This window comes from Pseudomonas palleroniana, from assembly GCF_003031675.1.
GTDB lineage: Bacteria > Pseudomonadota > Gammaproteobacteria > Pseudomonadales > Pseudomonadaceae > Aquipseudomonas > Aquipseudomonas palleroniana.
On sequence record NZ_PYWX01000025.1, the window covers coordinates 42,110 to 63,922 of the forward strand.

A 21,813-nucleotide genomic window follows, 5' to 3' on the forward strand; every position below is an offset into this window, starting at 1 on the left:
ACATCTCGTTTTATTTTGTCCTGCCTTTATAGAATGGGTGGCAGGATTGAGACCAATACCGATTTCCGACCGATCAATACCCAAGGACCAGGATGCTTGACCTACGCAAGCTGCGTTACTTTCTGACGGTCGCCGAAGAACTGCACTTCGGCCGAGCCGCCCTGCGCCTGCATCTGGCCCAGCCACCGCTGACCCGGCAGATCTCGGCGCTGGAAGCGGAGTTGGGTTTCAAGCTGTTCGACCGCACCAGCCGCAGGGTGACCCTCACTGCCCCGGGCCGTGCGTTTCTGCCCTACGCCCGGGGGGTGCTGGAACAGGTTGAGCTGGCCCAAGTGATCGCCGGCAAATTGGCCGCCGGCACCGCCGGGCAGTTGGCATTGGGCTATGTCAGCTCAATCGCTTTGTCGGATCTGTTCAGCCAGACGATCCAGGCGTTCGCCCAGCGTTTTCCCGACGTGCAACTGACCTTGGTGGAGTGCGCCTCCGGTAGTCTGGGCGCGCAGGTGGCGGATGGGCGGCTGGATATCGGGCTCAGTCGCCTGCAGCCACAGGCCCCAGACGTCCAAGCCCGGTCATTGGGCGAAGAACGATTGGTGGCGGCCGTCTCCAGCGACAGCCCCCTGGCGCTCGAGCCACAGGTCAACCTGGCGCAATTGAGCGCTTACCCGTTGATCCTGTTTCCGCCGGATTATGGATCGGGGCTGAACCAGTCCATCGAGCAGCTTTACCGGCACCACGGCGTCCCCTTGCGCGCCGGCCCGACCGGACGGCAGATCACCTCGATCATTGCCCTGGTGGCAGCCGGTCAAGGCGTGGCACTGGTGCCGGAGTGCACACAAAGCCTGATGAACAAAGGCGTGACGTACCGGCCGTTGGTGGAAGTGGATGCGTGTGCCCAATTGTTGGTACTGACTTCGGGTGAAACAAAAAGTGGCTTGGTTGAAGCCTTTCTCGCCGTCATCGAGGAGACCCTGCAGACCCGCACTCGGCTTAGCTGCGACTAGCCGGCGCTGAAGGTGTGGCAACAGCAGCGCCAACGATCACTCGGAAATATCTGAATGCCACGGCGCACTGGCATGTCGATCATGCCTATTCGTCAGCCTGAAGAAAGGATCAGCGCCATGCTTGAACCCGGACAACGCACACCAACACCCATACTGCGCCAAATGGTGGGTTGGGTATTGGTATTGCCGCTATTGGTGACCTTTGTGAAGCTGCCATTCCCGTTGGGGATGCTCCTGTCGCTCGGCTCGATTGCAGCGTCCGCCTATGGCGTTTGGCGAGCCCAGCGCTACGCCAGCCGACGTGTGACGCGACTCGCCTGGGTGGTCATTGTGCTCAATGTCATCTCATGGGTGTTGACGGCGAATGCATCGGTCCTCATGGCGCTTTATTGGGTGTCCTGGCTGTATGTTTACCCACACTATGCCCATTGGGTTTACTGGAACACCTAGACTGCCGCAGAATTCGAGCGCAAGAATCGTAGTTTTCAGTCGGGTCGAGGGGCTTACAGTAGCGTCGTACCTTTTACCCTCAGGAGCCCGATCATGTCTTACGAATACAAGCTCATGCCCTCCCCCGTCGGCCAGCTCACCCTGGTGGCACGCAATGGCAAACTCAGTGCCATCCTGTGGGAAACCGAGCGTGCCAACCGTGTACGCCTGGGTCAATTGCAGGAAGCCAATGACAGCCCGGTGCTGTTGGAGGCCGAACGCCAGTTGAAGGAATACTTCGCCGGCACCCGCAACCGTTTCGAGCTGGAACTGGACTTCACCGGCACGGATTTTCAGAAGCAGGTCTGGCAGGCGCTGCTGACCATTCCCTTTGGCGAAACCCGCAGCTACAGCCAGATTGCCCGGCAGATCGGCAACCCGAAAGCCGTGCGCGCGGTGGGTGCTGCCAACGGGCGTAATCCGATCTCGATCATCGCGCCCTGCCATCGGGTGATCGGCGCATCGGGCGGGCTGACCGGGTTCGCCGGGGGGCTTGAGGCCAAGCAATATCTGCTCGCGCTGGAGGGCGTCGGCCAGGCCGAACTGGCGTTTTGAGGCACTTGACGAAGGTGCTGCAACCGCTGGGTCATCGCATCAATTGTTAAAAGAAATTTCAGCGAAACGCCGTGGTCCATCTTTCATCACCACGATTCAAGGAACACGGCCATGAAATTTTCTGCAGTCTCCCAAACCCTGTCCCGCTGGGCAGGCAGTGCCCGGACATTTTACGCGGCGGTCGCGTTGATTTTCCTCTGGAGCCTCAGCGGCCCGTACTTTCACTACAACGACACCTGGCAACTGATCATCAACACCTCGACCACCATCATCACCTTCCTGATGGTGTTCCTGATCCAGAACACGCAAAACCGCGACAATGACATTCTGCATATCAAAATCGATGAGCTGCTGCGCGTGTCCAAAGATGCGCAAAATGCGGTGTTGAGCCTGGAGGGCCTGGACCGCAAAGAGCTGGAAAAACTGCGCAAGCAGTACCGCAGCATTGGCAGCACCGGCACCGTCAACCTGAACGAGAGTTGTGGTGAAAATGGCGACGATACGGCGCGCGCCCATACCGATTTGAATCAGGCCTGAAAAAAACGGCGGTTGGNCTCCAACCGCCGTTTTTCATTGCCCGCCAAGGCTTCAACCGTCGCCTTGATGGCCCTTGCCATAGGTTGACGCCAGCGCCCGGGCTTTCTGCAGACGCTCCTCCAGCTTGGGCAGCGTCTCATCGACCAGGGCTTTTATTTCCGGTACGTCCGACGCCGCACCTTCCTGTTTGAACAGCGCAATGGCGTCTTCATTTTCCTTGACCTGCTGCGCGGTATAAGCGGCGTCAAAGGAATCGCCGTCCTTGAGTTGCGGCATCAGGGTTTCGGCCTTATCGACGATTTTCTCCCGTGGGGCCACGGGCAGGTCGAGCTTCTTGGCGATCGCCGCCAAATGCTGGTTGGCCAGGGTCCGTTCGTTGATCACCTCAATGGTGTAATCCTTGATTTCCTGGGATGAGGTCTTGGCGTGGGCCATGCGGCTGGTTTCGATATCGGCCATCCCTTTGGCCGAAGCCTGCTCGATGAATTCAGCAGGCGACTGGGCGAAAGCATTGCTGGCGCCGAGGCCCAGCAGCATCGCGAAACTGGCGGTGCGTAACCGGATAGCCATGCGGCTCATGATAGGTTCCTCCAGGGCAAAAATAGGGGCGGGGCAACGCGGCCCCGCCCTCAATTCGAATTTTCCGGGCGGCAAAGGTTTAGAAAAACCTGTTCAGTGCGACGAACGGTCGTCGGTAGGTCACGCCGGCTTGCTGCCGAACAGCCCTGGCAACGCATGCGCCAGGGCATTGATGGCAAAGCCGATGAACATCACGCCGCAGAGCCGGGTGATCAGGATTTCATGGCGCTGATAGACGGTGCGCACGCGCTGGGCGCCGACCACGCCGATCAGGATCGCATAGGCCAGCAGGCCGCCCAGAAAGCTGAGGACAATCAGCCACGGCAGCATCGACCATGTGAGCAATTCGGCGCGGCTGGACAACAACGCGGTAAACGTTGCGACCGCCACCGGGTAAGCCTTGGGGTTGGTCAAACCGAACAGAATGCCGTGCCGGAACGGATGCCGAGCGGCGCCTTGCGGCGCATCGCTGCTGCGAACCTGGGTACGAATGGCGCGCCAACCGAGCCAGAACAGGTACAGGCCGCTGAGTACGCCCAATACATCAAAGGCACTGCTGCCCACTTCCTTTGCACCGACGATGGCGATCAGCGCGGTGCTGCACCACACCACATCCCCGAGCAGATGCCCGCCGAGAAACCCCGCCCCGGCGCGGCGGCCACGTGCGGCGCCAATCCCGAACACGGCCAGGACACCCGGCCCTGGCGTAATACCGTAGATAAAACCCGAAGCGAGGACGGCGAGCAGCAAGGACGGGGTCATGGACGCGACTCTGGCAAAGGGTTGAGGTGGATCGATTCTGCACGTTCTGCCGCTACGGGTAAAACTTCATTCCGGCATAAGGCTGGGTGCGGCAGGCTTGCAGACGCGACGCCAAGTCGCCGACATGCACTTCAAGCTTATGGCCGTCAGGGTCGAGAAAGTAAAACGACGCGCCTTCACTGCGGTTATCGCGCCACTCTTGCACACCGGCAGCACGCAGGCGCGCCACCACCTCGCTGAAGTCATCTGGATGTGCGGTAAAAGCGTAGTGGGTATATTCAGCCATCGCGCCCACGGAGCGCGAAGGGTCGAGCGACAGGCACAGCCATAAACCGGGGAGTGAGAGGTAGGCGCCGTTGTCCCAGGTGGCGTCGAGCCGAAGCTGCAACAACTCATGATAGAAACTGACGCTGCGGTGCAGGTCGGTAACGGCAAGCGTCAGGTGGTTGAGACCAGAAAGCATGGTGTTTTCCTGTTATCCAATTGAATGCAACGCAGCGCCCGCCTGACCTCGGACGCTGCGTGAGCATTCGTCAGCGCTTGTCGGAGGTCCGCAGCTTTTGCGGCAACCCCCACAGCAGCAGCGCGGCAGCGATCAGTGCACAGACACCAATCACGTAGAGAGCCGGAGTGGTACTGCCCGTCATGTCCTTGATCCGACCGACCATCACCGGGCTGACAATACCCCCCAGTTGCCCCAGGGTATTGATCAAGGCAATCCCGCCGGCGGCCCCTGCCCCGGCACCTGCCAACAGCTTGGGCGGCAACGTCCAGAAGGTGGGGATCGAGGCGATGATACCCGCACCCAGCAGCCCCAGGGCAATGATCAGGAAGGTGGTGTGATCATCGAAGATCCCAGCGCAGAAGAACCCTACCGCGCCTAACGCGACCAGGCCACTGACAAACTTGCGCCGCTCCCCCGTCGCGTCCGACCAGCGTCCCACCACTACCATGGTGATGGCTCCGCAAATATAGGGAACAGCAGTCAGCAGGCCGATCACTACCGAACTTTCGATCCCCGTGCTGCGGATCAATTGCGGCGCCCAGAAATTCAGGCCATAGGACGCCACCTGGATCAGGAAGTAAATCAAGCCCAGCATCAGGAAACCGGGAATTCGCAAGGCCTGCAGCAGAGAGCCTTTTTGATGCACCTCATGCACCGCGATACGGCTTGAGAGCAATGCCTTTTCGTCGCTGTTCAACCAGGGCGCATCCTCGATGCGGTCCTTGAACTGCGTCAGTACCAGCCACGCCAGCACCACACAGGGCAGGCCGCCCAGCAGGAAGAGCCAGTGCCAGCCGCGCATCTCCAGCACGCCATCCATGTGGCCCAATACCAGCCCGGAGAACGGCGCGCCGATCAGCCCGGCAAAGGCCGAAGCCAAAAACAGCATCGAGGTGATACGCCCACGGAAATCCTGGGGGAACCAGAGGGTCAGGTAATACAGCACGCCTGGGGCAAAACCGGCCTCCATGGCGCCGATCAGAAAACGCAGGGCGTAGAACTGCCACTCGGCCGTGACGAACACCATGGCCGCCGTCGCCAGCCCCCAGGACAGCATGATGCGTGCGATCCAGCGCCTTGCGCCGACCTTGTAGAGCATCATGTTGCTCGGCACTTCAAACAGCACATAACCCACGACAAACAAGCCGGCCCCCAGGCCGTATGCGGTGTTGCTCAAGCCGAGGTCGGCCTGCAACTGGAACTTGGCGAAGCTGATGTTGATACGGTCGAAAAAAGCAAATAGATAGCAGACCATGATCAACGGCATCAGGCGCCAGGCGACCTTGTTGACCACCGCCTTGATCGGATCGATTGCTCCGGCCGCGCTCGCGCCGGCCTCCAACGTATTAGTGCTCATGGTTTCTCTCCAGCGGGCAGCTCATAGGCGCCCGATTGTTTTTGTTGTCTGGTACAGGGTTACAACGTGGCGATGTGATCCGGGGGTGAGTGCAGGTCACAGTTGCGCCCGGCCTTGGCCACTTGACCGGGCAATTCATGACCCAGCAACGCCGGCAGGCGACGGGATATGTTCAGCAGATGCGGCAGATCAATGCCGGTGTGAATGCCGACTTCCTCACACAGGTTGACCAGGTCTTCGGTGCAGATATTGCCCGACGCGCCCGGCGCAAACGGGCACCCGCCGAGCCCGCCCAGGGCCGCGTCAAAGCGCCGGGCACCGGCCTCGTAGGCGGCCAGCACATTACACAAACCCAGGCCACGGGTGTTATGAAAGTGCAGGGTCAGATCGCTGGCGGGCACGCGCTGCAATACGCGCTTGACCAGACGTTCCACCTGGCGCGGGTTGGCCATGCCGGTGGTGTCGGCAAGGCTGATCCCGCGAATGCCGAGCGCCTGATAAGCGTCGACAATTTCCAGTACACGGTCTTCATCAATCCTGCCTTCGAACGGGCAGCCGAACGTGGTGGCGATACTGCCATTGAGGCGCACCGGGTAATCGGCGGCAAAGCGGGTGATATCGCCGAACGCCGCCAACGATGCCTCGCACCGCATACGCATATTCGCCAGGTTGTGGGTCTGGCTGGCGGACATCACCAGGTTCAATTCGTCGGCGCGCGAGTCGATGGCCCGCTGAGCGCCCTTGAGGTTGGGGATCAGTGCTACGTAGATAACCCCGGCTCTGCGTTGAATGCCTTGGAACACCTGCTCACCGTCGCGCAATGCGGGGATGGCTTTGGGGGAGACAAATGAACCGGCTTCGATGCGCGAGAATCCGGCCTGGGAAAGCTGGTCGATCAACGCGATCTTGTCGGCCGTCGCCACCCAGGTCGGCTCGATTTGCAGGCCGTCGCGCGGGGACACTTCCTGCACGATCAGCCCAGCCGAATAGTCAGTGATCATTGCACCACTCCCGAGGTTTTCAGACGTTGGATATCGGCAACCGTCAAACCCAGGCTGCCGAGGATGTCATCCGTATGCTGGCCCAGGGTCGGACCTTGCCAGTTGATTGCGCCGGGCGTTTCCGACAGCTTGGGCACAATGCCGGGCATCTTCACCGACACACCGCCGGGCAGCTCGGCCTTGAGCAGCATGTCGCGTGCCTGGTAATGCGGGTCGCTGACGATGTCGGCCACCGAGTAGATACGCCCGGCCGGCACTTCGGCGGCCTCCAGGGCGCTGAGCACCTGCTCGATAGGCCGGCTGCTGGTCCAGTGGGTAATGGCCGCATCCAGCAAGCCGCTTTTCGCCGCACGGCCATCGTTGTGGGCAAACTCCGGCGCCTCGGCCAGATCGGCGCGGCCGATGGTGGTCATCAGGCGCTTGTAGATCGGGTCGCTGTTGCCGGCAATCACCACATAGGCGCCGTCGGCGGTGAGGTAGGTATTGGACGGTGCGATGCCCGGCAAGGCACCGCCGCTGCGCTCACGCACATGGCCGAGCATGTCGTATTCAGGCACCAGGCTTTCCATCAGGTTGAACACGCTTTCGGCGAGGGACACATCGACAATCTGCCCGTCGCCCTGGCCGGTCTTGACCCGCAGCAAGGCCATCAGCGCGCCGATCACCGCGTGCAAGGACGCCAGGGAATCCCCCAGGCTCACGCCCACCCGCGCCGGCGGTGAATCCGGGTTGCCGGTGGTGTAGCGGATGCCGCCCATGGCTTCGCCAATGGCGCCGAAACCCGGGCGGTCACGGTAAGGGCCGGTCTGGCCATAACCGGAAATGCGCACCAGGGTCAGCTTGGGGTTGAGCGCGTGCAACACGTCCCAGCCCAGGCCGAGTTTTTCCAGGCCGCCGGGGCGCAGGTTCTCGATAAGGACGTCGGCGTCGCCGAGCAGTTGTTTGATCACGCCCAGGCCTTCTGCGGACTTCAGGTCCAGGGCCAACGACTTCTTGTTGCGCGATTGCAGGTACCACCACAGCGACGTGCCTTCGTGCAGCTTTCGCCACTTGCGAAGCGGATCGCCCTGGCCCAGGGCTTCGATCTTGATCACCTCGGCGCCAAACTCGGCCATCAGCCGTGCGGCAAACGGCGCGGCGATCAGCGTACCGATCTCGATCACCTTGATACCGCTCAGGGGAGCCGTCATGGGGTGTACCTCTTGTTCTTGGAATGTGCCGCCAAGGCTAGAGGACTCTGAGAGCAGAAAGCCAACCGTCAGTTGGCAAGGAGCGTTCGCGAAACGCGAACGAACCGCGAATTATCTGTCAGCCCCCGCCGAGTGACTCAGGTAGTCAAAGAGCAAGCGGCTAACCGGCGAAAGCTGCGCTTCATCCCGGACCACCAGGATCAGGCTGCGATCGGACCAGTCATCCGTGAGCGGCACGGCATGCAGACCCAGTGCGCGACCAAACAACTCAAAAGCCTTCTGCGGCAGAATGCCAATCCCCATATTGGCCTGGACCATCCGGCACATCGCGTCAAAACCCGGCACATGGATACGCAGGCGCAGCATCTGGCCTGCCTCGCGAGCGGCCGCGTGGGTGCGCATATTGATCGAGCTGGCCGAATGCAGGCCGACGTAATCGCTGCCCAGGGTTTCGGCGAAGGCCAGGGATTTGCGGGCCGCCAACGGATGGTCCGCGGGCATCAGCACCACCAGTTTGTCGCGGCGGTAAACCACACGCGGCAAGCCCTTGGTGTCGGTGTCGCTGGAACAGATGCCCAGGTCCGCCACGCCATCCAACACGCCTTGCACCACGCCATTGCTGGGACGTTCTTCAAGGTCGGTTTTGACTTCAGGATGCAACTCGGAAAAATCCCGCAAGTCTTCCGGAAGGAACTGAATGATCGCCGACAGGTTGGCCAGCATCCGCACATAGCCGCGCACGCCGTGGCTGTGCTCGCCCAGCTCCAGGCCCATTTTTTCGACGTTGAACAGCATCTGCTGCGCATGGTGCAACAGCGTTTCACCGGCTGCCGTCAGGTCCATGCCCTTGGCCCGACGCACGAACAGGCTGACGCCCAGCACCTGTTCCAACTCCATCAAGCGCTTGCTGGCCGCCGACACCGCGATGGCTTCCCGCGCGGCGGCACGGGTCAACGTGCCTTCTTCAAACACGGCAACGAACAGTTGCAGGGTGATCAGGTCCAGGCGCCGCACCAGGCTCTTGTGCAACATCAGTGGCGCTCGGCGGCCAGGCGATGGATCGCGGCCTGCTCCACTACCGCCTGTGGCGCGCCATGACGCACTGCCGCGAGCATCGCCTTGCCGACGGTCTGGGTACTCACCACCCAATTGGGTTTGACCCGGCGAACGAACGACAGCAGCGGGCCGAGCACGCTATAGAACGTTTGGTACAGCGGGGTTTTCGAGCGCACACCATGCAACGGTTGGATCACCCCCGGCCGGAACAGGTACACCGCCTTGAACGGCAGGCGTAACAACGCATTTTCGGTCTTGCCCTTGACCCGTGCCCACATCGATTTGCCCGCCTCGGAGCTGTCGGTGCCGGCACCGGACACGTAGATAAACGTCATCTGCGGATTGAGCCGCGCCAGGGTGCTGGCGGCCACCAGCGTCAAGTCATAGGTCAGGTGGGTGTAGCGGGTTTCATCCATGCCCGCCGAGGAGACGCCCAGGCAAAAGAAACACGCATCAAACCCTTGCAGCAGGTTTTCCAACGGTTGGAAATCCAGCATGTCGCTGTGCAATACCTGGTGCAGCTTGCCGTGCTCCAGGGTTAACGGCGTACGCCCCACGGCGACCACTTCCTGAACGTCGGCCGCCAGCAGGCACTCGCGCAACACGCCCTGGCCGACCATGCCGGTGGCGCCGAATAGCAGAACTCTCATAACGGGACCTCAGCGGCAAGCCGCAAGCTTCATGCTCAAGTTGAATGCAGATCGACTTGTAGCTTACCGCTTGCAGCTCACCACTGCCCGATTCAGAACGCGCTGCGGAAAATCTCCTCGATCTGACGCTGGTCGGCCCGCCGAGGGTTGGTCAGGCCGCAGGCATCTTTCAACGCGTTGGCGGCCAGCAGTGGGATGTCCTGCAACTTGGCGCCCAACTCCCGCAAGCCGGCCGGGATCTCGACATCCTGCGCCAAGGCGCGGATGGCCGCGATGGCTGCCTGAGCGCCCTCTTCCGGCGAATTGCCCTTGATGTCGGCGCCCAACGCACGCGCCACGTCGCTCAAGCGCCTGGCACTGACACTCGCGTTGAAACTTTGTACGTGGGGCAACAGCACCGCGTTGCAGACACCATGCGGCAGGTCATACAGGCCGCCCAGCTGATGGGCCATGGCATGCACGTACCCCAAAGACGCATTGTTGAAGGCCATGCCGGCGAGAAATTGCGCATACGCCATGTTTTCCCGCGCAGCCTTGTCGCTGCCGTCACGTACCGCCAGGCGCAGGTTGGCACTGATCAGTTCGATGGCCTTGATCGCACAGGCATCGGTAATCGGGTTGGCGGCGGTGGACACGTAGGCCTCGATGGCGTGGGTCAAGGCGTCCATGCCGGTGGCGGCCGTGAGGCCCTTGGGCATGCCGACCATCAGCGCCGGGTCGTTGACCGACAGCAGCGGCGTGACGTTGCGGTCGACGATGGCCATTTTCACATGGCGGGTTTCGTCGGTGATGATGCAGAAGCGGGTCATCTCGCTGGCGGTGCCGGCGGTGGTGTTGATAGCCACCAGCGGCAGTTGCGGCTTGCTCGACTGGTCGACGCCCTCGTAGTCACCGATATGCCCGCCGTTGGTGGCGCACAACGCGATACCCTTGGCGCAGTCATGGGGCGAACCACCGCCCAGGGACACCACGAAATCGCAGGCATTGGCCTCCAGCAGCGCCAGGCCTTTCTCGACGTTTTCCACATTCGGGTTGGGCTTGGCGCCGTCGTAGATCAGCGAGTCGATGTCCTGCATCGCCAGCTTTTCGGCGATCATGCTGGCGACGCCCGCCTTGGCCAGCCCTGCGTCGGTGACGATCAGCGCCTTGCGAAAGCCGTAGTTGCGGATGGCGGTCATGGCTTCGTCGAGGCAGTCGCTGCCCATGATGTTGACGGCGGGAATGAAGAAGGTACTGCTCATGGCAAATCCTCAGAGGCGTTATGCCAACAGGATCAACCGCCGTGGCTTGAGGCATCTTGATCAGGATCAACGCCGGCTCGTGATAAAGTCACCCACCCGCCGATTTGAGTAGACCCGCCGCAATGAAGGATTTCCAGGATATTGACGCCCACCTCGAAGACTGGAGCGCGGTACGCAGCGCCATAGACTTCAGCGCGATTCTGATCGGCAACGGCGCCAGCCGCACGATCTGGGAAGACTTCGCCTACGACTCGCTGTTCGAAAACGCCCGCACCGTTGAAGAAAAGCCCCTGAGCCAATCCGAACTCAGCGTGTTCGACGCCTTGCAAACCCGCAGTTTCGAGCAGGCCCTGGGCGCGCTGAAAACCACCAGCCGGGTCAACAAAGCCCTGGCCGTCAGCTCGGCGGCGCCGCGTAATCGCTACTACGCGATCAAGGAAGCGCTGATCAACACCATCCATGCCGTGCACATCCCCTGGCGACTGGTGCAGCCCTCGACGCTGGCGACGATCAACGCAGAGCTGGCACGCTACCCGACCGTATTCACCAGCAACTACGACCTGCTCAACTATTGGGCAATCCTGCACACGCCGGGCATTGATGATCTGTTTCGCGGCGTAGATGCCAGCTTCGACCTGCGCCACACTCACACCGACGCCACACGCATCCTCTACCTGCACGGCGGCCTGCATCTGGTGCGCAACCTCGATGGCACGGCGCGCAAATTGGCCTCCACCGACAGCACCTTGCTCAGCAGCTTCGCGATCAACAACACGATCAAGACCCTTGATGACGTGCCGCTGTTCGTCAACGAAGGCAAGGTTGAGGAGAAGCTCAAGACCATCCGCAGTTCGGACTACCTGTCGTTCTGCTACGAGCAGTTGCTTGGCCATGCAGGGGCGCTGTGCATTTTTGGTCATGAGCTGGGAGCGCAGGATAAGCACCTGGTGGATGCGATTCGCCAGGCGAAGCTCACGACCCTGGCGATCTCGGTGTCGGGGCGCAGTGACGGGTTCATCCGCCAGCAGAAGCGCCGGTATTCAGCGTTGTTCGAGGGCACCGGAGTGGCGCTGAAGTTCTTCGCGGCGCGCACGCATCCATTGGGTGACCCGGCGCTGTCAGTCCCTGTGGAACGCTGATATCCAGAACAAAGGCGATCCACTGTGGGAGGGGGCTTGCTCCCGATAGCGGTGTGTCATTCACAGTTTTACTGACTGATCCACCGCTATCGGGAGCAAGCCCCCTCCCACACTGGAGTGCATTGCAAGTCACTGCCGTGGTCACTCTTCGGCGCTGTGAACGACGACCAGCAACTGCGCCTGCACGTCTCCCACCGAGCGAAGCCGGTGGGGCTTCTGCGCGTTGAAGTGCAGCGCGTCTCCCCGCTCCAGAATCACCCGTTCGTTCATGAAATCCACTTCCACCCGGCCTTCATGCACGAACAGAAACTCCTCCCCCACGTGCTCCTTGAAGGTCTTGTCGGTGAACTCCGCCGGCGGGTAGATGATGAACGGCAGCAGGCTACGCTCACTGACCTGACGGGCCAGCACGGCATACCCCGGCGAAGTGTCCGGCCGCTCGTGGCTGCGCACCAGGCTGTAGCTGTCGAGGTTCACACTGTCTTCGCTGAACAACTCTTCGACCTTCACGTTCAACGCCTTGGCCAGTTTCAACGCGGCAGCGATCGACGGCGTGTTCAGCCCGCGCTCGACCTTGGACAGGTAACTCTTGGTCATCCCGGATTTTTCAGCCAAGGCCTCAAGGGTTATGCCAAGTTTTTTTCTCAATAATTTCAAACGGATAGACATTTGCTGCGATTAATCCATGCAGTAAAGCGAAAGCGGCGCTTGCCAATGACACTTTGTGTCATATAGCATCTTTAGTGTCATTTGCTCTTACCCAAAGGACACCGATATGGCCAAGACATTAGCACTCCCCAAAGACCAACTGGTCAAGCAAGCGCTGACCCAGATGCAAAACACCCTGGCGGATAATACGTGGACCGACCGACAAAAGCTGGCGCTCACGTGCCGCATCCTGTTCGAGCACGGCCACGACTCCGGCCTGGCCGGGCAGATCACCGCGCGCGGCCCCACCCCCGGCACCTTTTACACCCAGCAACTGGGCCTGGGCTTTGATGAGATCACTGCCGGCAACCTGTTGCTGGTCAACGAAGACCTTGAAGTCCTGGAAGGTCATGGCATCCCCAACCCGGCTAACCGCTTTCACACCTGGGTGTACCGTGGACGGCCGGATGTGAACTGCATTATCCACACGCACCCGACCCACGTCGCTGCGCTGTCGATGCTGGAAGTGCCGCTGCAGGTATCGCACATGGACCTCTGCCCGCTCTACGAAGACTGCGCTTTTCTGGAGGCTTGGCCGGGGGTACCGGTGGGCAATGAAGAAGGGGAAATCATCACCACCGCGTTAGGCGACAAACGCGCAATCCTGCTCTCGCACCACGGCCAGCTCTCCACCGGGGCAAGCATCGAGGAAGCCTGTGTGATCGCGCAGTTGATCGAACGCGCGGCCAAATTGCAGCTACTGGCGATGGCGGCGGGCACCATCAAACCGATCCTGCCGCAACTCGGCCGCGAGGCCCACGACTGGATTTCCAAGCCCAAGCGCTTTGGTGCCGCGTTCAACTACTACGCCCGGCAGAACCTGCGTCAACACGCCGATTGCCTGAACTGATTGCTCTTTTTCGAGCGGAGACCTTCCCATGCCCACCCCACACATTCACGGCATCATCGGCTACACCATCACCCCGTTCAGCACCGACGGCCAACGCATTGACCTCAACGCCCTGGGCCGCTCCATCGACCGCTTGATCGACAGTGGCGTGCACGCCGTCGCACCGTTGGGCAGCACGGGCGAAGGCGCGTACCTGAGCGATGCCGAATGGGATGAAGTCAGCGCCTACAGCCTGGCAAAAATCGCCAGGCGTGTACCGACTATCGTCAGCGTGTCCGACCTGACCACGGCCAAAGCCGTGCGCCGCGCCCGTTATGCCGAGGCCAATGGCGCCGATGTGGTAATGGTGCTTCCGGCCTCGTACTGGAAACTCAGCGAGGCGGAGATCCTCGCGCATTACGCGGCGATCGGCGACAGCGTCGGCATCCCGATCATGCTCTATAACAACCCGGCTACCAGCGGCACGGACATGTCGGTGGACTTGATCTTGCGTATCGTCCAGCAGGTCGCCAACGTGAACATGGTCAAGGAAAGCACCGGTGATATTCAGCGCATGCACCAGCTGCGCCGGCACAGCGACGTGCCGTTCTACAACGGTTGCAACCCGTTGGCCCTGGAAGCCTTTGCGGCAGGCGCCAAGGGCTGGTGCACGGCGGCACCGAACCTGATCGCGCAATTGAATCTGGACTTGTATGACGCGGTATTGGCCAATGATCTGACTCTGGCGCGGGAACTGTTCTATCGCCAGTTGCCACTGCTGGAGTTCATTCTCAAGGGCGGGTTGCCGGCGACGATCAAGGCCGGGCTGCGTTTGACCGGGTTGGAGGTAGGCGATCCACGGTTGCCGGTGTTCCCATTGGGCAAAGCGGGGATCGAACACTTGAAGACACTTCTGAGCTGACACCACAACACTTATGTGGGGGCTTGCTCCCACATTTTGACTCTGCAGATTCGTTACATAGAGACAAATGACAATAGTTCTCGATATCATTCGCGACTTTTCTACAGCGCGCTTCGTCAAGAAGGATATCCATGTCTCGTCCCAAGCCCGACCCGCTGTCGGCCGATGCCTTTCGCGGGTTTTATGCAGATATCCTGCATTTCCTGCGCAAACGCACGGACAACGCCAGCGACGCGGCCGACATGACCCAGGATGTCTTCACCCAATGGCTGGGCTACCGCGACCGGGCCAAGGTCGAGCAACCACGGGCGTTTCTGTTCCAGATGGCGCGCAACCTGCTGCGTGACCACTGGCGCAAACAGAAGGTACGCCACACCGCTCACGCGGTTCCGACCGACCAGGACACCGAGCCACTCGCCGACGAGCAAAACGACCCCATGGCCGCCGCGCTTCGCGTGCAACGCCTGGATCAGTTGAAAGAAGTCCTCGCCGAACTCTCGCCCCGCAGGCGAGAAGCCCTTATGCTGCACCGCTTCGAAGGCTTGAGTCAGTCGCAGATCGCCGAGCGCATGGGGATTTCGACCAGCATGGTGGAAAAGCACATCGCTTTTGCCCTGCTGCACTGCAAGCGACGCCTTCAACACGCACCCGGCACGGAGCAGCCAGAATGAACCGCCTGAGCGAGAACGACGCCCAGGGCATCGAAGCGAGTGACTCGATCGATGCCCAAGCCGCCAGTTGGTTTGCCCGCAACCGCAACGAGTTGGGGCGCGCCGACCGCAAAGCCTTTGCCGCCTGGCAAGCGGAGCCTGCCCATGCCCGCGCCTATGCCGAGTTCGAACAACTGTGGGACGACCTCGCCCAGTTGCAACAACACAGCAGGCCCGTGCCGCTGCCCCAACGCAAACCCTCGGTGTGGCGCCCTGCCCTGGCCGTGGCTGCCGCCTTGGTCTGCGCCGTGATGACCAGCCACATCGGCACGCCTCGCGAGCTGTACCACAGCCAGGTGGCCGCCCATGCCAAAGGTATACGTACCCTGCACCTGCCGGATGGCAGCACCTTGTACGTGAATGCCAACACGCGTCTGCAAGTGGATTTCACCGCCTACCAACGCATCCTGCACCTGGAAAAAGGCCAGCTGTACATCGACGTCGCACCCGACAAAGAGCGGCCGCTGTACGTACAAGCCGGCGAGGCGAATGTGCGGGTGGTCGGCACCGGCTTTGACGTGCGGCGCAGCCAGCAGCAACTGGTGGTCAGCGTTGCCCATGGCCAAGTGGCCTTCGAACCGGACGCAAAAAGCCCGGTGGCCCTGCTTGGCGCCCAGCAACGCGCCACCTACCAATACGCCAAAGGCACCGTGCAGCAGCAAACCCTCACCGCTGATGAGGTCGCCGACTGGCGCAGCGGGCACCTGTCCTTTCGCAACCGCGAGCTGGCCAGCCTGATCGATGAACTGAGCCTCTATCGCCCCCAGCCCCCGTTGCAGGTCAACCGTGCCGTTGCGCAACTGAAGGTCTCGGGCAATCTGGATGTGAATGACCCGCAGGCCCTGCTCAATGCGTTACCCGCCCTGTTGCCGGTAAAAACCGTGGCCTCGGCCGATGGCATCGTCAGAATCGAACCGCGTAAGTAAGGTAGAAAATCCACACATGAGAATATTTTGCATTTGCATGTGTGGTTTTTTTTGCCTGCTCCGTCTTCCTCCCGACTGTGTTTGATACGCACACCTTTTTGGCTGTTCAGCCGCACCGGGGGATTTCATGTTTCGCGCGCCTTGCCACGCTTCGCACCTGTTTCTTCGACCCAGCCTCATTGCCACCTGCCTGGCGTTCAGCCTCACTGCCCAGGCTGAGTCGTTCAAATTGCAACTGCCCGCCCAGCCGCTGGCCCTGTCCCTGAGCCAGGTGGCGCAACAGGCGAAAATCCAGCTGCTGTTCGATGAAACGTTGCTCAAAAACGCGCAGGCACCGGCGCTCAGCGGTGATTTCACCCCGGAAGTGGCGATTCGCAGCTTGTTGCAAAACGGCGAATTCACCCTGATCAAAGTCGGCACGACCTACGTGGTGCGTCCCGACGAAGGCAAGACCACCCAAAGCGGCGCGATCCAACTGGACGCCCTCAGCGTGATCGGCACCGGCAACGAAGTCGACTCCGCCACCGTCAACCGTTCCACCCTGACCCAGGCCGATATCGACCGCTACCAGTCCAACAACATCCCCAGCCTGTTGCAGACCTTGCCCGGCGTAAGCCAGGGCGGCTCGCTCAAACCCGGCGGCCAGACCATCAACATCCGGGGCTTCGGTGACGCCGAAGACGTGCCACTGACCGTCGATGGCGCCACCAAGAGCGGCTTTGAGCGCTATCAACAAGGCACGGTGTTTATCGAGCCCGAGCTGATCAAAAGCATCGAGGTAGAGAAAGGCCCCCACTCGCCGTTCACCGGCAACGGCGGTTTTGGCGGCACGGTCAACATGACCACCAAGGACGCCCCCGACCTGCTCCAGGACGGCCGCAACAGCGGCGCGATGCTCAAATATGGCTACTCCAGCAACGACCACGAACAGGTCTACAGCAGTGCCGTGTATGGCCGCACCGACGACGGCCGTTTCGACGCGCTGGCCTACCTGACCCAACGTGACGGCGGCGACATGAAGGTGGCCGGCAAACTGCCCAACGACAACAACCAGTACCCGATCAACCCCCAGCGCCTGCCCAACTCGGCACAGGACGTGGATGGCAAGTTGTTCAAGGTCAACGCGCACTTCACCGATGAGCACAGCGTGGGCTTGTCCTACTCGCGCTCCCACAGCAACCGCTGGACACCGTTCTCCGCCGCCAGCTACCCGACGCCGCCGACCCAGGCCAACATCGACCGCTACGGCTATGAAAACGCACTGAAACGCTTTTTGGCCCAACGCGACACCACCGACACCACCTGGTCGGGCAAGTACGAATACACACCGCTGGATAACCCGTTGGTGGACCTGACCGTCAAGTACTCCCAGTCCAACACCGAACAGACGGACGAGCGCGACGCCACCGCGTTCTTCCAGCTCGCCAGCGGCGGACGCAAGATGGACACGTCCTACACCGACAAGAACCTGGACGTACGCAACGTCAGCCTGTTCAGCACCGGGCCGTTGCAACACGCGCTGACGGTGGGTGGGCAGATCCGCAAGCACATCCGCGAAACCGAGATGTGGATGCCCGGTGCCACCTATAACAGCGCACGTTACAACTATGGGCATTTCCAGCCCGGCTTCATGCCCCACGGCAAAGTCGATACCAACAGTTTCTTCGTGCAGGATGCAGTCACCGTCGGGGATGTGACCATCACCCCATCGCTGCGCTACGACCACGTGCGTAACCGCGGCGAAGGCAATGATGCGCCGTACTACAACAACCCGGATCCGTCCTACGGCCACGACTACAGCGACCGCACCTACACCGGCTGGTCGCCGCGCCTGGCGCTGTTCTGGAACGTCACCCCACACCTGGGGCTGTTCGCCAACTGGAGCAAGACCTGGCGCGCGCCGGTCATCGACGAACAATATGAAGTCCAGGGCCTGGGCAGCCGCACCGCTACCAGTCTCGACCTCGACCCGGAACGCATCACCTCGATCAGCCTGGGCAGCGTGACCAGCTTCGATCACGTCATCACCCAGGACGACAATCTGCAATTGCGCACCACGCTCTTCCATAACAAGGTCGAAGACGAAATCTTCAAGGCCACGGGGGTGGGCTGCCAGAACCAGGCCATCAACGGCGGCACGATTTCCAGCGCCTGTCCACCGGGCGCGCTGTCCAACTACCGCAACATCGGCGGCATGACCATCAAGGGCTTTGAACTGGAGTCGTTCTACAACTCCACCTACCTGTTCGGTTCGGTGTCGTTCGCCTATGCCAAAGGCGACCACGAAGGCGCCTACACCAACCCCTGGGGGCCGGATGTACCGGCACGTGACATTCCACCGACCAAGTGGGTACTGGTGCTGGGCACCCACATTCCGGCCTGGGATGCCCAGGTGGGCTGGATGGGCCAGTTCATCGGCGCGACCGACCGCCTGCCCAGCGACAAATATTCCGGCGGCCCGGGCAGCAGTGTCGGCGACCTGTTCTACGACCAATACGGCAACAAGCGTTACAACACCCAGGGCCTGTTCGCCAAATGGAAACCCCAACAGGCTTACCTCAAAGGCACCGAGGTGAACGTCACCGTCGACAACCTGTTCAACGAAAACTTCCGTCCGGCCTTGAGCGGCGACCGTGCCTACACCAAGGGCCGCGACGCGAAGATCAGCATTACGCGGTTCTTCTAAAACTGTACGGATAAATCCGCACGCAGCTGTAGGCCCCTGGTCGACGGGGGTTGTGGCTAGATGGGCTTCCCTGGAAGCCCTCTGGATTTGGGCTTCTCTCTATTTCGGATGCCCCCATGAGCTCGCGCGAAAACACCGGCATGGCCCTCGGCCTGCTGGGTGTCATCATCTTCAGCCTGACCCTGCCCTTCACCCGCATCGTGGTGCAGGAAATCCACCCGTTGCTCAACGGCCTGGGTCGCGCCTTGTTCGCGGCGGTGCCGGCGGCCGCGCTGTTGTTGTGGCGCCGCGAACGCTGGCCGACCTGGCGCCAAGTGCGTGGGTTGTGCCTGGTCATGGCCGGCGTGATCCTGGGTTTCCCGGTACTGTCGGCCTGGGCCATGCAAACCTTGCCGGCGTCCCATGGCGCGTTGGTCAACGGCCTGCAACCGCTGTGCGTGGCGTTGTACGCAGCGTGGCTGTCCCATGAGCGGCCGTCGAAAGCTTTCTGGGCCTGTGCGGCGCTGGGCAGTGGGTTGGTGCTGGGTTACGCCTTGATCACCGGCGCCGGCAGTATTCAGGCGGGCGACCTGCTGATGCTCGGCGCGATCGCCGTGGGCGGCCTGGGTTATGCCGAAGGCGGCCGACTGGCCAAGGAGATGGGCGGCTGGCAGGTGATCTGCTGGGCACTGGTGCTGTCTACGCCCGTGTTGATCGGCCCGGTGTGGTACCTGGCGGCGCAACATCAAGGAACAATCTCGCTGCGCACCTGGTGGGCGTTCGGCTACGTGTCGCTGTTTTCGCAGTTCCTGGGGTTCTTTGCCTGGTACGCCGGGCTGGCCATGGGTGGCATTGCCCGGGTCAGCCAGATTCAACTGCTGCAGATCTTCTTCACCATCGCCTTTTCGGCGTTGTTCTTTGGCGAACATATCGAGCCGGTGACCTGGCTGTTTGCCTGCGGGGTGATCGCGACCGTGATGCTGGGGCGCAAGACCGCGGTGCAGCCTGCACCAGTTCCCAAGCCCCCTCCCACACCGGACTGCGTTTAGACCAGGTACCCATCTGCGCGCAGCAGGGTTTCCAGGCAGTGCTCGGTGATGTGGTAGAACGCCTTCAGCTCTTGAATTTTCTCCAGCAACTGGGCGTTGTCCAACGGTTCGGCGCGTTTGACCGCGAGGATCATCTTGTTCTTGTTGGTGTGTTCCAGGGAGATGAACTCGAACACCTTCGTCTCGTAGCCACAGGCTTCAAGCAACAGTGCACGCAGGCTGTCGGTGACCATTTCCGCCTGTTGGCCAAGGTGCAGGCCGTATTGCAGCATCGGCTTCAATAGCACCGGGCTCTGGATCTGCAGGCGAATCTGTTTGTGGCAGCACGGCGAGCACATGATGATCGACGCGCCGGAGCGGATGCCGGTGTGGATCGCGTAGTCGGTGGCGATATCGCAGGCATGCAGGGCGATCATCACGTCCAGCTCGCTGGGCGCCACGCTGCGCACATCGCCGCATTTGAACACCAGCCCCGGGTGCTCCAGGCGTGCGGCGGCGTTGTTGCACAGGGTGACCATGTCTTCACGCAGCTCAACGCCCGTCACCTCACCCTCGGCCTTGAGGGTGTTGCGCAGGTAGTCGTGGATGGCGAAGGTCAGGTAGCCCTTGCCCGAGCCGAAATCGGCGACGCGCACCGGCTGGTCGAGCTTGAGCGGTGACGAGGTCAACGCATGGCTGAAGACTTCGATGAATTTGTTGATCTGCTTCCACTTGCGCGACATCGATGGGATCAGCGCCTGTTTGGCGTCGGTCACCCCCAGGTCGGCAAGGAACGGCCGGCTCAGGTCGAGGAAACGATTTTTCTCGCGGTTATGCTCGGCGGAAGGTGCCTCCCGCAGTTGTTGTGGCTTGCTTTTGAACAGCGAGCTTTTGTTCTTCTTGCTGTATTCCAACTGGGCTTCATCAGTCAGCGACAGCAAGTGCGCGTTCTTGAACGAGGCCGGCAGCAGCTCGGCAATCGCCTTGACGCCTTCGGCCAGGGGCAAATTCTTGGTGATGTCGCGCGTCTTGTAGCGGTAGACGAAAGACAGGCAAGGCTGCTCCTTGACCGCCACCTGCTTGATGATCAGCCGTTGCAGCTCGGCCTCCGTGCCCACGTACTTGGCCAGCACCAGTTTGATAAACGCGTTCTGCGCGAGGCTGGCGTTCAACAGTTCGATGAACTGGGCATGATGATCCGGCGCAGGGCTGGCGGGTTGAGCGGTGACGGACATGAACAAAAACGCCTCAGGCTGGGAATGCCGGGCATTTTAGGGGGGATAGCCCTTCAGGGCACGGAGTTATTTGACCAGTGGTACGCCTTACTCCAGCACCACCAATCGATTGGGCAGTTCGTTACGCGTCTGCGTCACCGGCACATGGACCTTCAACAACTCGCCACAGGCCTCGATGCACGCGATAAACCCCGCCAATGTCTGCCCCTGCTTCACCTGCTGGGTAAACGCCTTGACGATCCCATCCCAACTGCTGTTATCCAGGTGCCTGGAAATACCCTCATCCACCAGGATCTCCACATACCGCTCCGCCTCGCTGACAAAGATCAGCACCCCAGTGCTGCCCAGCGTGTGGTGCAGGTTCTGCTCCAGAAACTGCCGCCGTGCCAGGTTGGAGGCGCGCCAGTGGCGCACCGAACGCGGGATCAACCGGGTGGTGACCTTGGGCAGGCGGAACACCAGGCACAACACGATGAAGGTCACCCATTGCGCCAGCAACAAGGTGTACATGGTCAGATAACCCGACAGGTAATGCACCACGCCGGGCACCACTAACGCGATCAGGCTGGCCCACAACAGCGGGATGTAGGCGTAGTCATCGGCGCGGGCGGCCAGTACGGTCACCAGTTCCGCGTCGGTGTCTTTTTCCACGCGGGCAATCGCTTGCGCGACTTGGCGCTGCTCGTGCTCAGTCAGTAATGCCATGGTTGTGCTTGCTCTCTCAT

The 21,813-nt window shown here is 61.2% G+C and carries 23 protein-coding genes; 11 read left to right on the top strand and 12 right to left on the bottom strand.

The window, feature by feature from the left end; genetic code table 11:
• Positions 1 to 92: 92 nt before the first annotated feature.
• The 4 genes from C9383_RS07725 to C9383_RS07740 all read left to right on the top strand — a co-directional run bounded on the left by C9383_RS07725 (position 93) and on the right by C9383_RS07740 (position 2,585).
• Positions 93 to 1,004 (top strand): LysR family transcriptional regulator, encoded by a 912-nt coding sequence (locus C9383_RS07725; RefSeq protein WP_090366250.1) that lies wholly within the window; start codon positions 93 to 95, stop codon positions 1,002 to 1,004.
• Positions 1,005 to 1,076: 72 nt separating this feature from the next.
• Positions 1,077 to 1,454, top strand: coding sequence for a hypothetical protein (locus tag C9383_RS07730; RefSeq protein ID WP_413037831.1), 378 nt, complete (start codon positions 1,077 to 1,079; stop codon positions 1,452 to 1,454).
• Between the two features lie 93 nt (positions 1,455 to 1,547).
• Positions 1,548 to 2,048, top strand: a complete 501-nt coding sequence (locus C9383_RS07735) for a methylated-DNA--[protein]-cysteine S-methyltransferase (RefSeq protein WP_060753736.1) — start codon at positions 1,548 to 1,550, stop codon at positions 2,046 to 2,048.
• Between the two features lie 111 nt (positions 2,049 to 2,159).
• Positions 2,160 to 2,585, top strand: coding sequence for a low affinity iron permease family protein (locus tag C9383_RS07740; protein ID WP_090366253.1), 426 nt, complete (start codon positions 2,160 to 2,162; stop codon positions 2,583 to 2,585).
• A gap of 51 nt (positions 2,586 to 2,636) precedes the next feature.
• Here C9383_RS07740 and C9383_RS07745 read toward each other — a convergent pair whose 3' ends face one another.
• The 9 genes from C9383_RS07745 to yiaY all read right to left on the bottom strand — a co-directional run bounded on the left by C9383_RS07745 (position 2,637) and on the right by yiaY (position 10,926).
• The gene (locus C9383_RS07745) at positions 2,637 to 3,164 is read right to left on the bottom strand and encodes a DUF4142 domain-containing protein (RefSeq protein ID WP_090366255.1); all 528 of its coding nucleotides are present in this window, start codon (positions 3,162 to 3,164) and stop codon (positions 2,637 to 2,639) included.
• A gap of 120 nt (positions 3,165 to 3,284) precedes the next feature.
• The gene (locus tag C9383_RS07750) at positions 3,285 to 3,926 is read right to left on the bottom strand and encodes a LysE family translocator (RefSeq protein WP_090366257.1); all 642 of its coding nucleotides are present in this window, start codon (positions 3,924 to 3,926) and stop codon (positions 3,285 to 3,287) included.
• 52 nt (positions 3,927 to 3,978) lie between these two features.
• A complete protein-coding gene (fos, locus tag C9383_RS07755) occupies positions 3,979 to 4,389 on the bottom strand; it encodes a fosfomycin resistance glutathione transferase (protein ID WP_090366258.1) in 411 nt (136 codons plus the stop codon).
• A gap of 70 nt (positions 4,390 to 4,459) precedes the next feature.
• Positions 4,460 to 5,788, bottom strand: coding sequence for an MFS transporter (locus C9383_RS07760; RefSeq protein ID WP_090366260.1), 1,329 nt, complete (start codon positions 5,786 to 5,788; stop codon positions 4,460 to 4,462).
• A gap of 59 nt (positions 5,789 to 5,847) precedes the next feature.
• The gene (locus tag C9383_RS07765; protein WP_090366262.1) at positions 5,848 to 6,789 is read right to left on the bottom strand and encodes a hydroxymethylglutaryl-CoA lyase; all 942 of its coding nucleotides are present in this window, start codon (positions 6,787 to 6,789) and stop codon (positions 5,848 to 5,850) included.
• Positions 6,786 to 7,979: a CaiB/BaiF CoA transferase family protein gene (locus C9383_RS07770; protein ID WP_090366263.1), complete on the bottom strand. Its 1,194-nt coding sequence runs from the start codon at positions 7,977 to 7,979 to the stop codon at positions 6,786 to 6,788. The genes C9383_RS07765 and C9383_RS07770 overlap by 4 nt, the downstream gene beginning before the upstream one ends.
• 111 nt (positions 7,980 to 8,090) lie before the next feature.
• Positions 8,091 to 9,011, bottom strand: coding sequence for a LysR family transcriptional regulator (locus C9383_RS07775; RefSeq protein ID WP_090366265.1), 921 nt, complete (start codon positions 9,009 to 9,011; stop codon positions 8,091 to 8,093).
• Positions 9,011 to 9,685 (bottom strand): NAD(P)H-binding protein, encoded by a 675-nt coding sequence (locus tag C9383_RS07780; protein ID WP_090366266.1) that lies wholly within the window; start codon positions 9,683 to 9,685, stop codon positions 9,011 to 9,013. The genes C9383_RS07775 and C9383_RS07780 overlap by 1 nt, the downstream gene beginning before the upstream one ends.
• Before the next feature lie 92 nt (positions 9,686 to 9,777).
• Positions 9,778 to 10,926 (bottom strand): L-threonine dehydrogenase, encoded by a 1,149-nt coding sequence (gene yiaY, locus C9383_RS07785; protein WP_060753746.1) that lies wholly within the window; start codon positions 10,924 to 10,926, stop codon positions 9,778 to 9,780.
• Between the two features lie 122 nt (positions 10,927 to 11,048).
• Between yiaY and C9383_RS07790 the strand changes: the two genes are divergently transcribed.
• Positions 11,049 to 12,065, top strand: a complete 1,017-nt coding sequence (locus C9383_RS07790) for a DUF4917 family protein (protein ID WP_090366268.1) — start codon at positions 11,049 to 11,051, stop codon at positions 12,063 to 12,065.
• A 141-nt stretch (positions 12,066 to 12,206) separates the two neighbouring features.
• Here the strand turns inward: C9383_RS07790 and C9383_RS07795 are convergent, their stop codons facing one another.
• Entirely contained in the window at positions 12,207 to 12,734 is a 528-nt protein-coding gene (locus C9383_RS07795; RefSeq protein ID WP_060753748.1) for a helix-turn-helix domain-containing protein, read from the bottom strand.
• 106 nt (positions 12,735 to 12,840) lie between these two features.
• Here C9383_RS07795 and C9383_RS07800 point away from each other — a divergent pair, with 106 nt between their 5' ends.
• The 6 genes from C9383_RS07800 (at position 12,841) to C9383_RS07825 (ending at position 19,874) form a co-directional block, all read left to right on the top strand.
• Positions 12,841 to 13,623 (top strand): aldolase, encoded by a 783-nt coding sequence (locus C9383_RS07800; RefSeq protein WP_090366270.1) that lies wholly within the window; start codon positions 12,841 to 12,843, stop codon positions 13,621 to 13,623.
• 28 nt (positions 13,624 to 13,651) lie between these two features.
• The gene (locus C9383_RS07805; RefSeq protein ID WP_090366271.1) at positions 13,652 to 14,524 is read left to right on the top strand and encodes a dihydrodipicolinate synthase family protein; all 873 of its coding nucleotides are present in this window, start codon (positions 13,652 to 13,654) and stop codon (positions 14,522 to 14,524) included.
• 131 nt (positions 14,525 to 14,655) lie between these two features.
• A complete protein-coding gene (locus C9383_RS07810) occupies positions 14,656 to 15,195 on the top strand; it encodes an RNA polymerase sigma factor (RefSeq protein ID WP_090366272.1) in 540 nt (179 codons plus the stop codon).
• On the top strand, positions 15,192 to 16,160 hold the full coding sequence (locus C9383_RS07815) for a FecR family protein (RefSeq protein ID WP_090366274.1): 969 nt from the start codon (positions 15,192 to 15,194) through the stop codon (positions 16,158 to 16,160). Before C9383_RS07810 ends, C9383_RS07815 begins: the two co-directional genes overlap by 4 nt.
• Before the next feature lie 127 nt (positions 16,161 to 16,287).
• On the top strand, positions 16,288 to 18,846 hold the full coding sequence (locus C9383_RS07820) for a TonB-dependent receptor (RefSeq protein ID WP_090366276.1): 2,559 nt from the start codon (positions 16,288 to 16,290) through the stop codon (positions 18,844 to 18,846).
• 116 nt (positions 18,847 to 18,962) lie between these two features.
• Positions 18,963 to 19,874, top strand: a complete 912-nt coding sequence (locus C9383_RS07825; protein ID WP_090366278.1) for a DMT family transporter — start codon at positions 18,963 to 18,965, stop codon at positions 19,872 to 19,874.
• On the opposite strand, the gene C9383_RS07830 is transcribed toward C9383_RS07825, so the two are convergent.
• Both C9383_RS07830 and C9383_RS07835 read right to left on the bottom strand, forming a co-directional pair.
• Positions 19,871 to 21,088 (bottom strand): class I SAM-dependent methyltransferase, encoded by a 1,218-nt coding sequence (locus C9383_RS07830; protein WP_090366279.1) that lies wholly within the window; start codon positions 21,086 to 21,088, stop codon positions 19,871 to 19,873. The two genes, C9383_RS07825 and C9383_RS07830, sit on opposite strands and share 4 nt — an antisense overlap.
• Positions 21,089 to 21,175: 87 nt before the next feature.
• A complete protein-coding gene (locus tag C9383_RS07835) occupies positions 21,176 to 21,793 on the bottom strand; it encodes a TPM domain-containing protein (RefSeq protein ID WP_060753756.1) in 618 nt (205 codons plus the stop codon).
• Positions 21,794 to 21,813 lie beyond the last annotated feature (20 nt).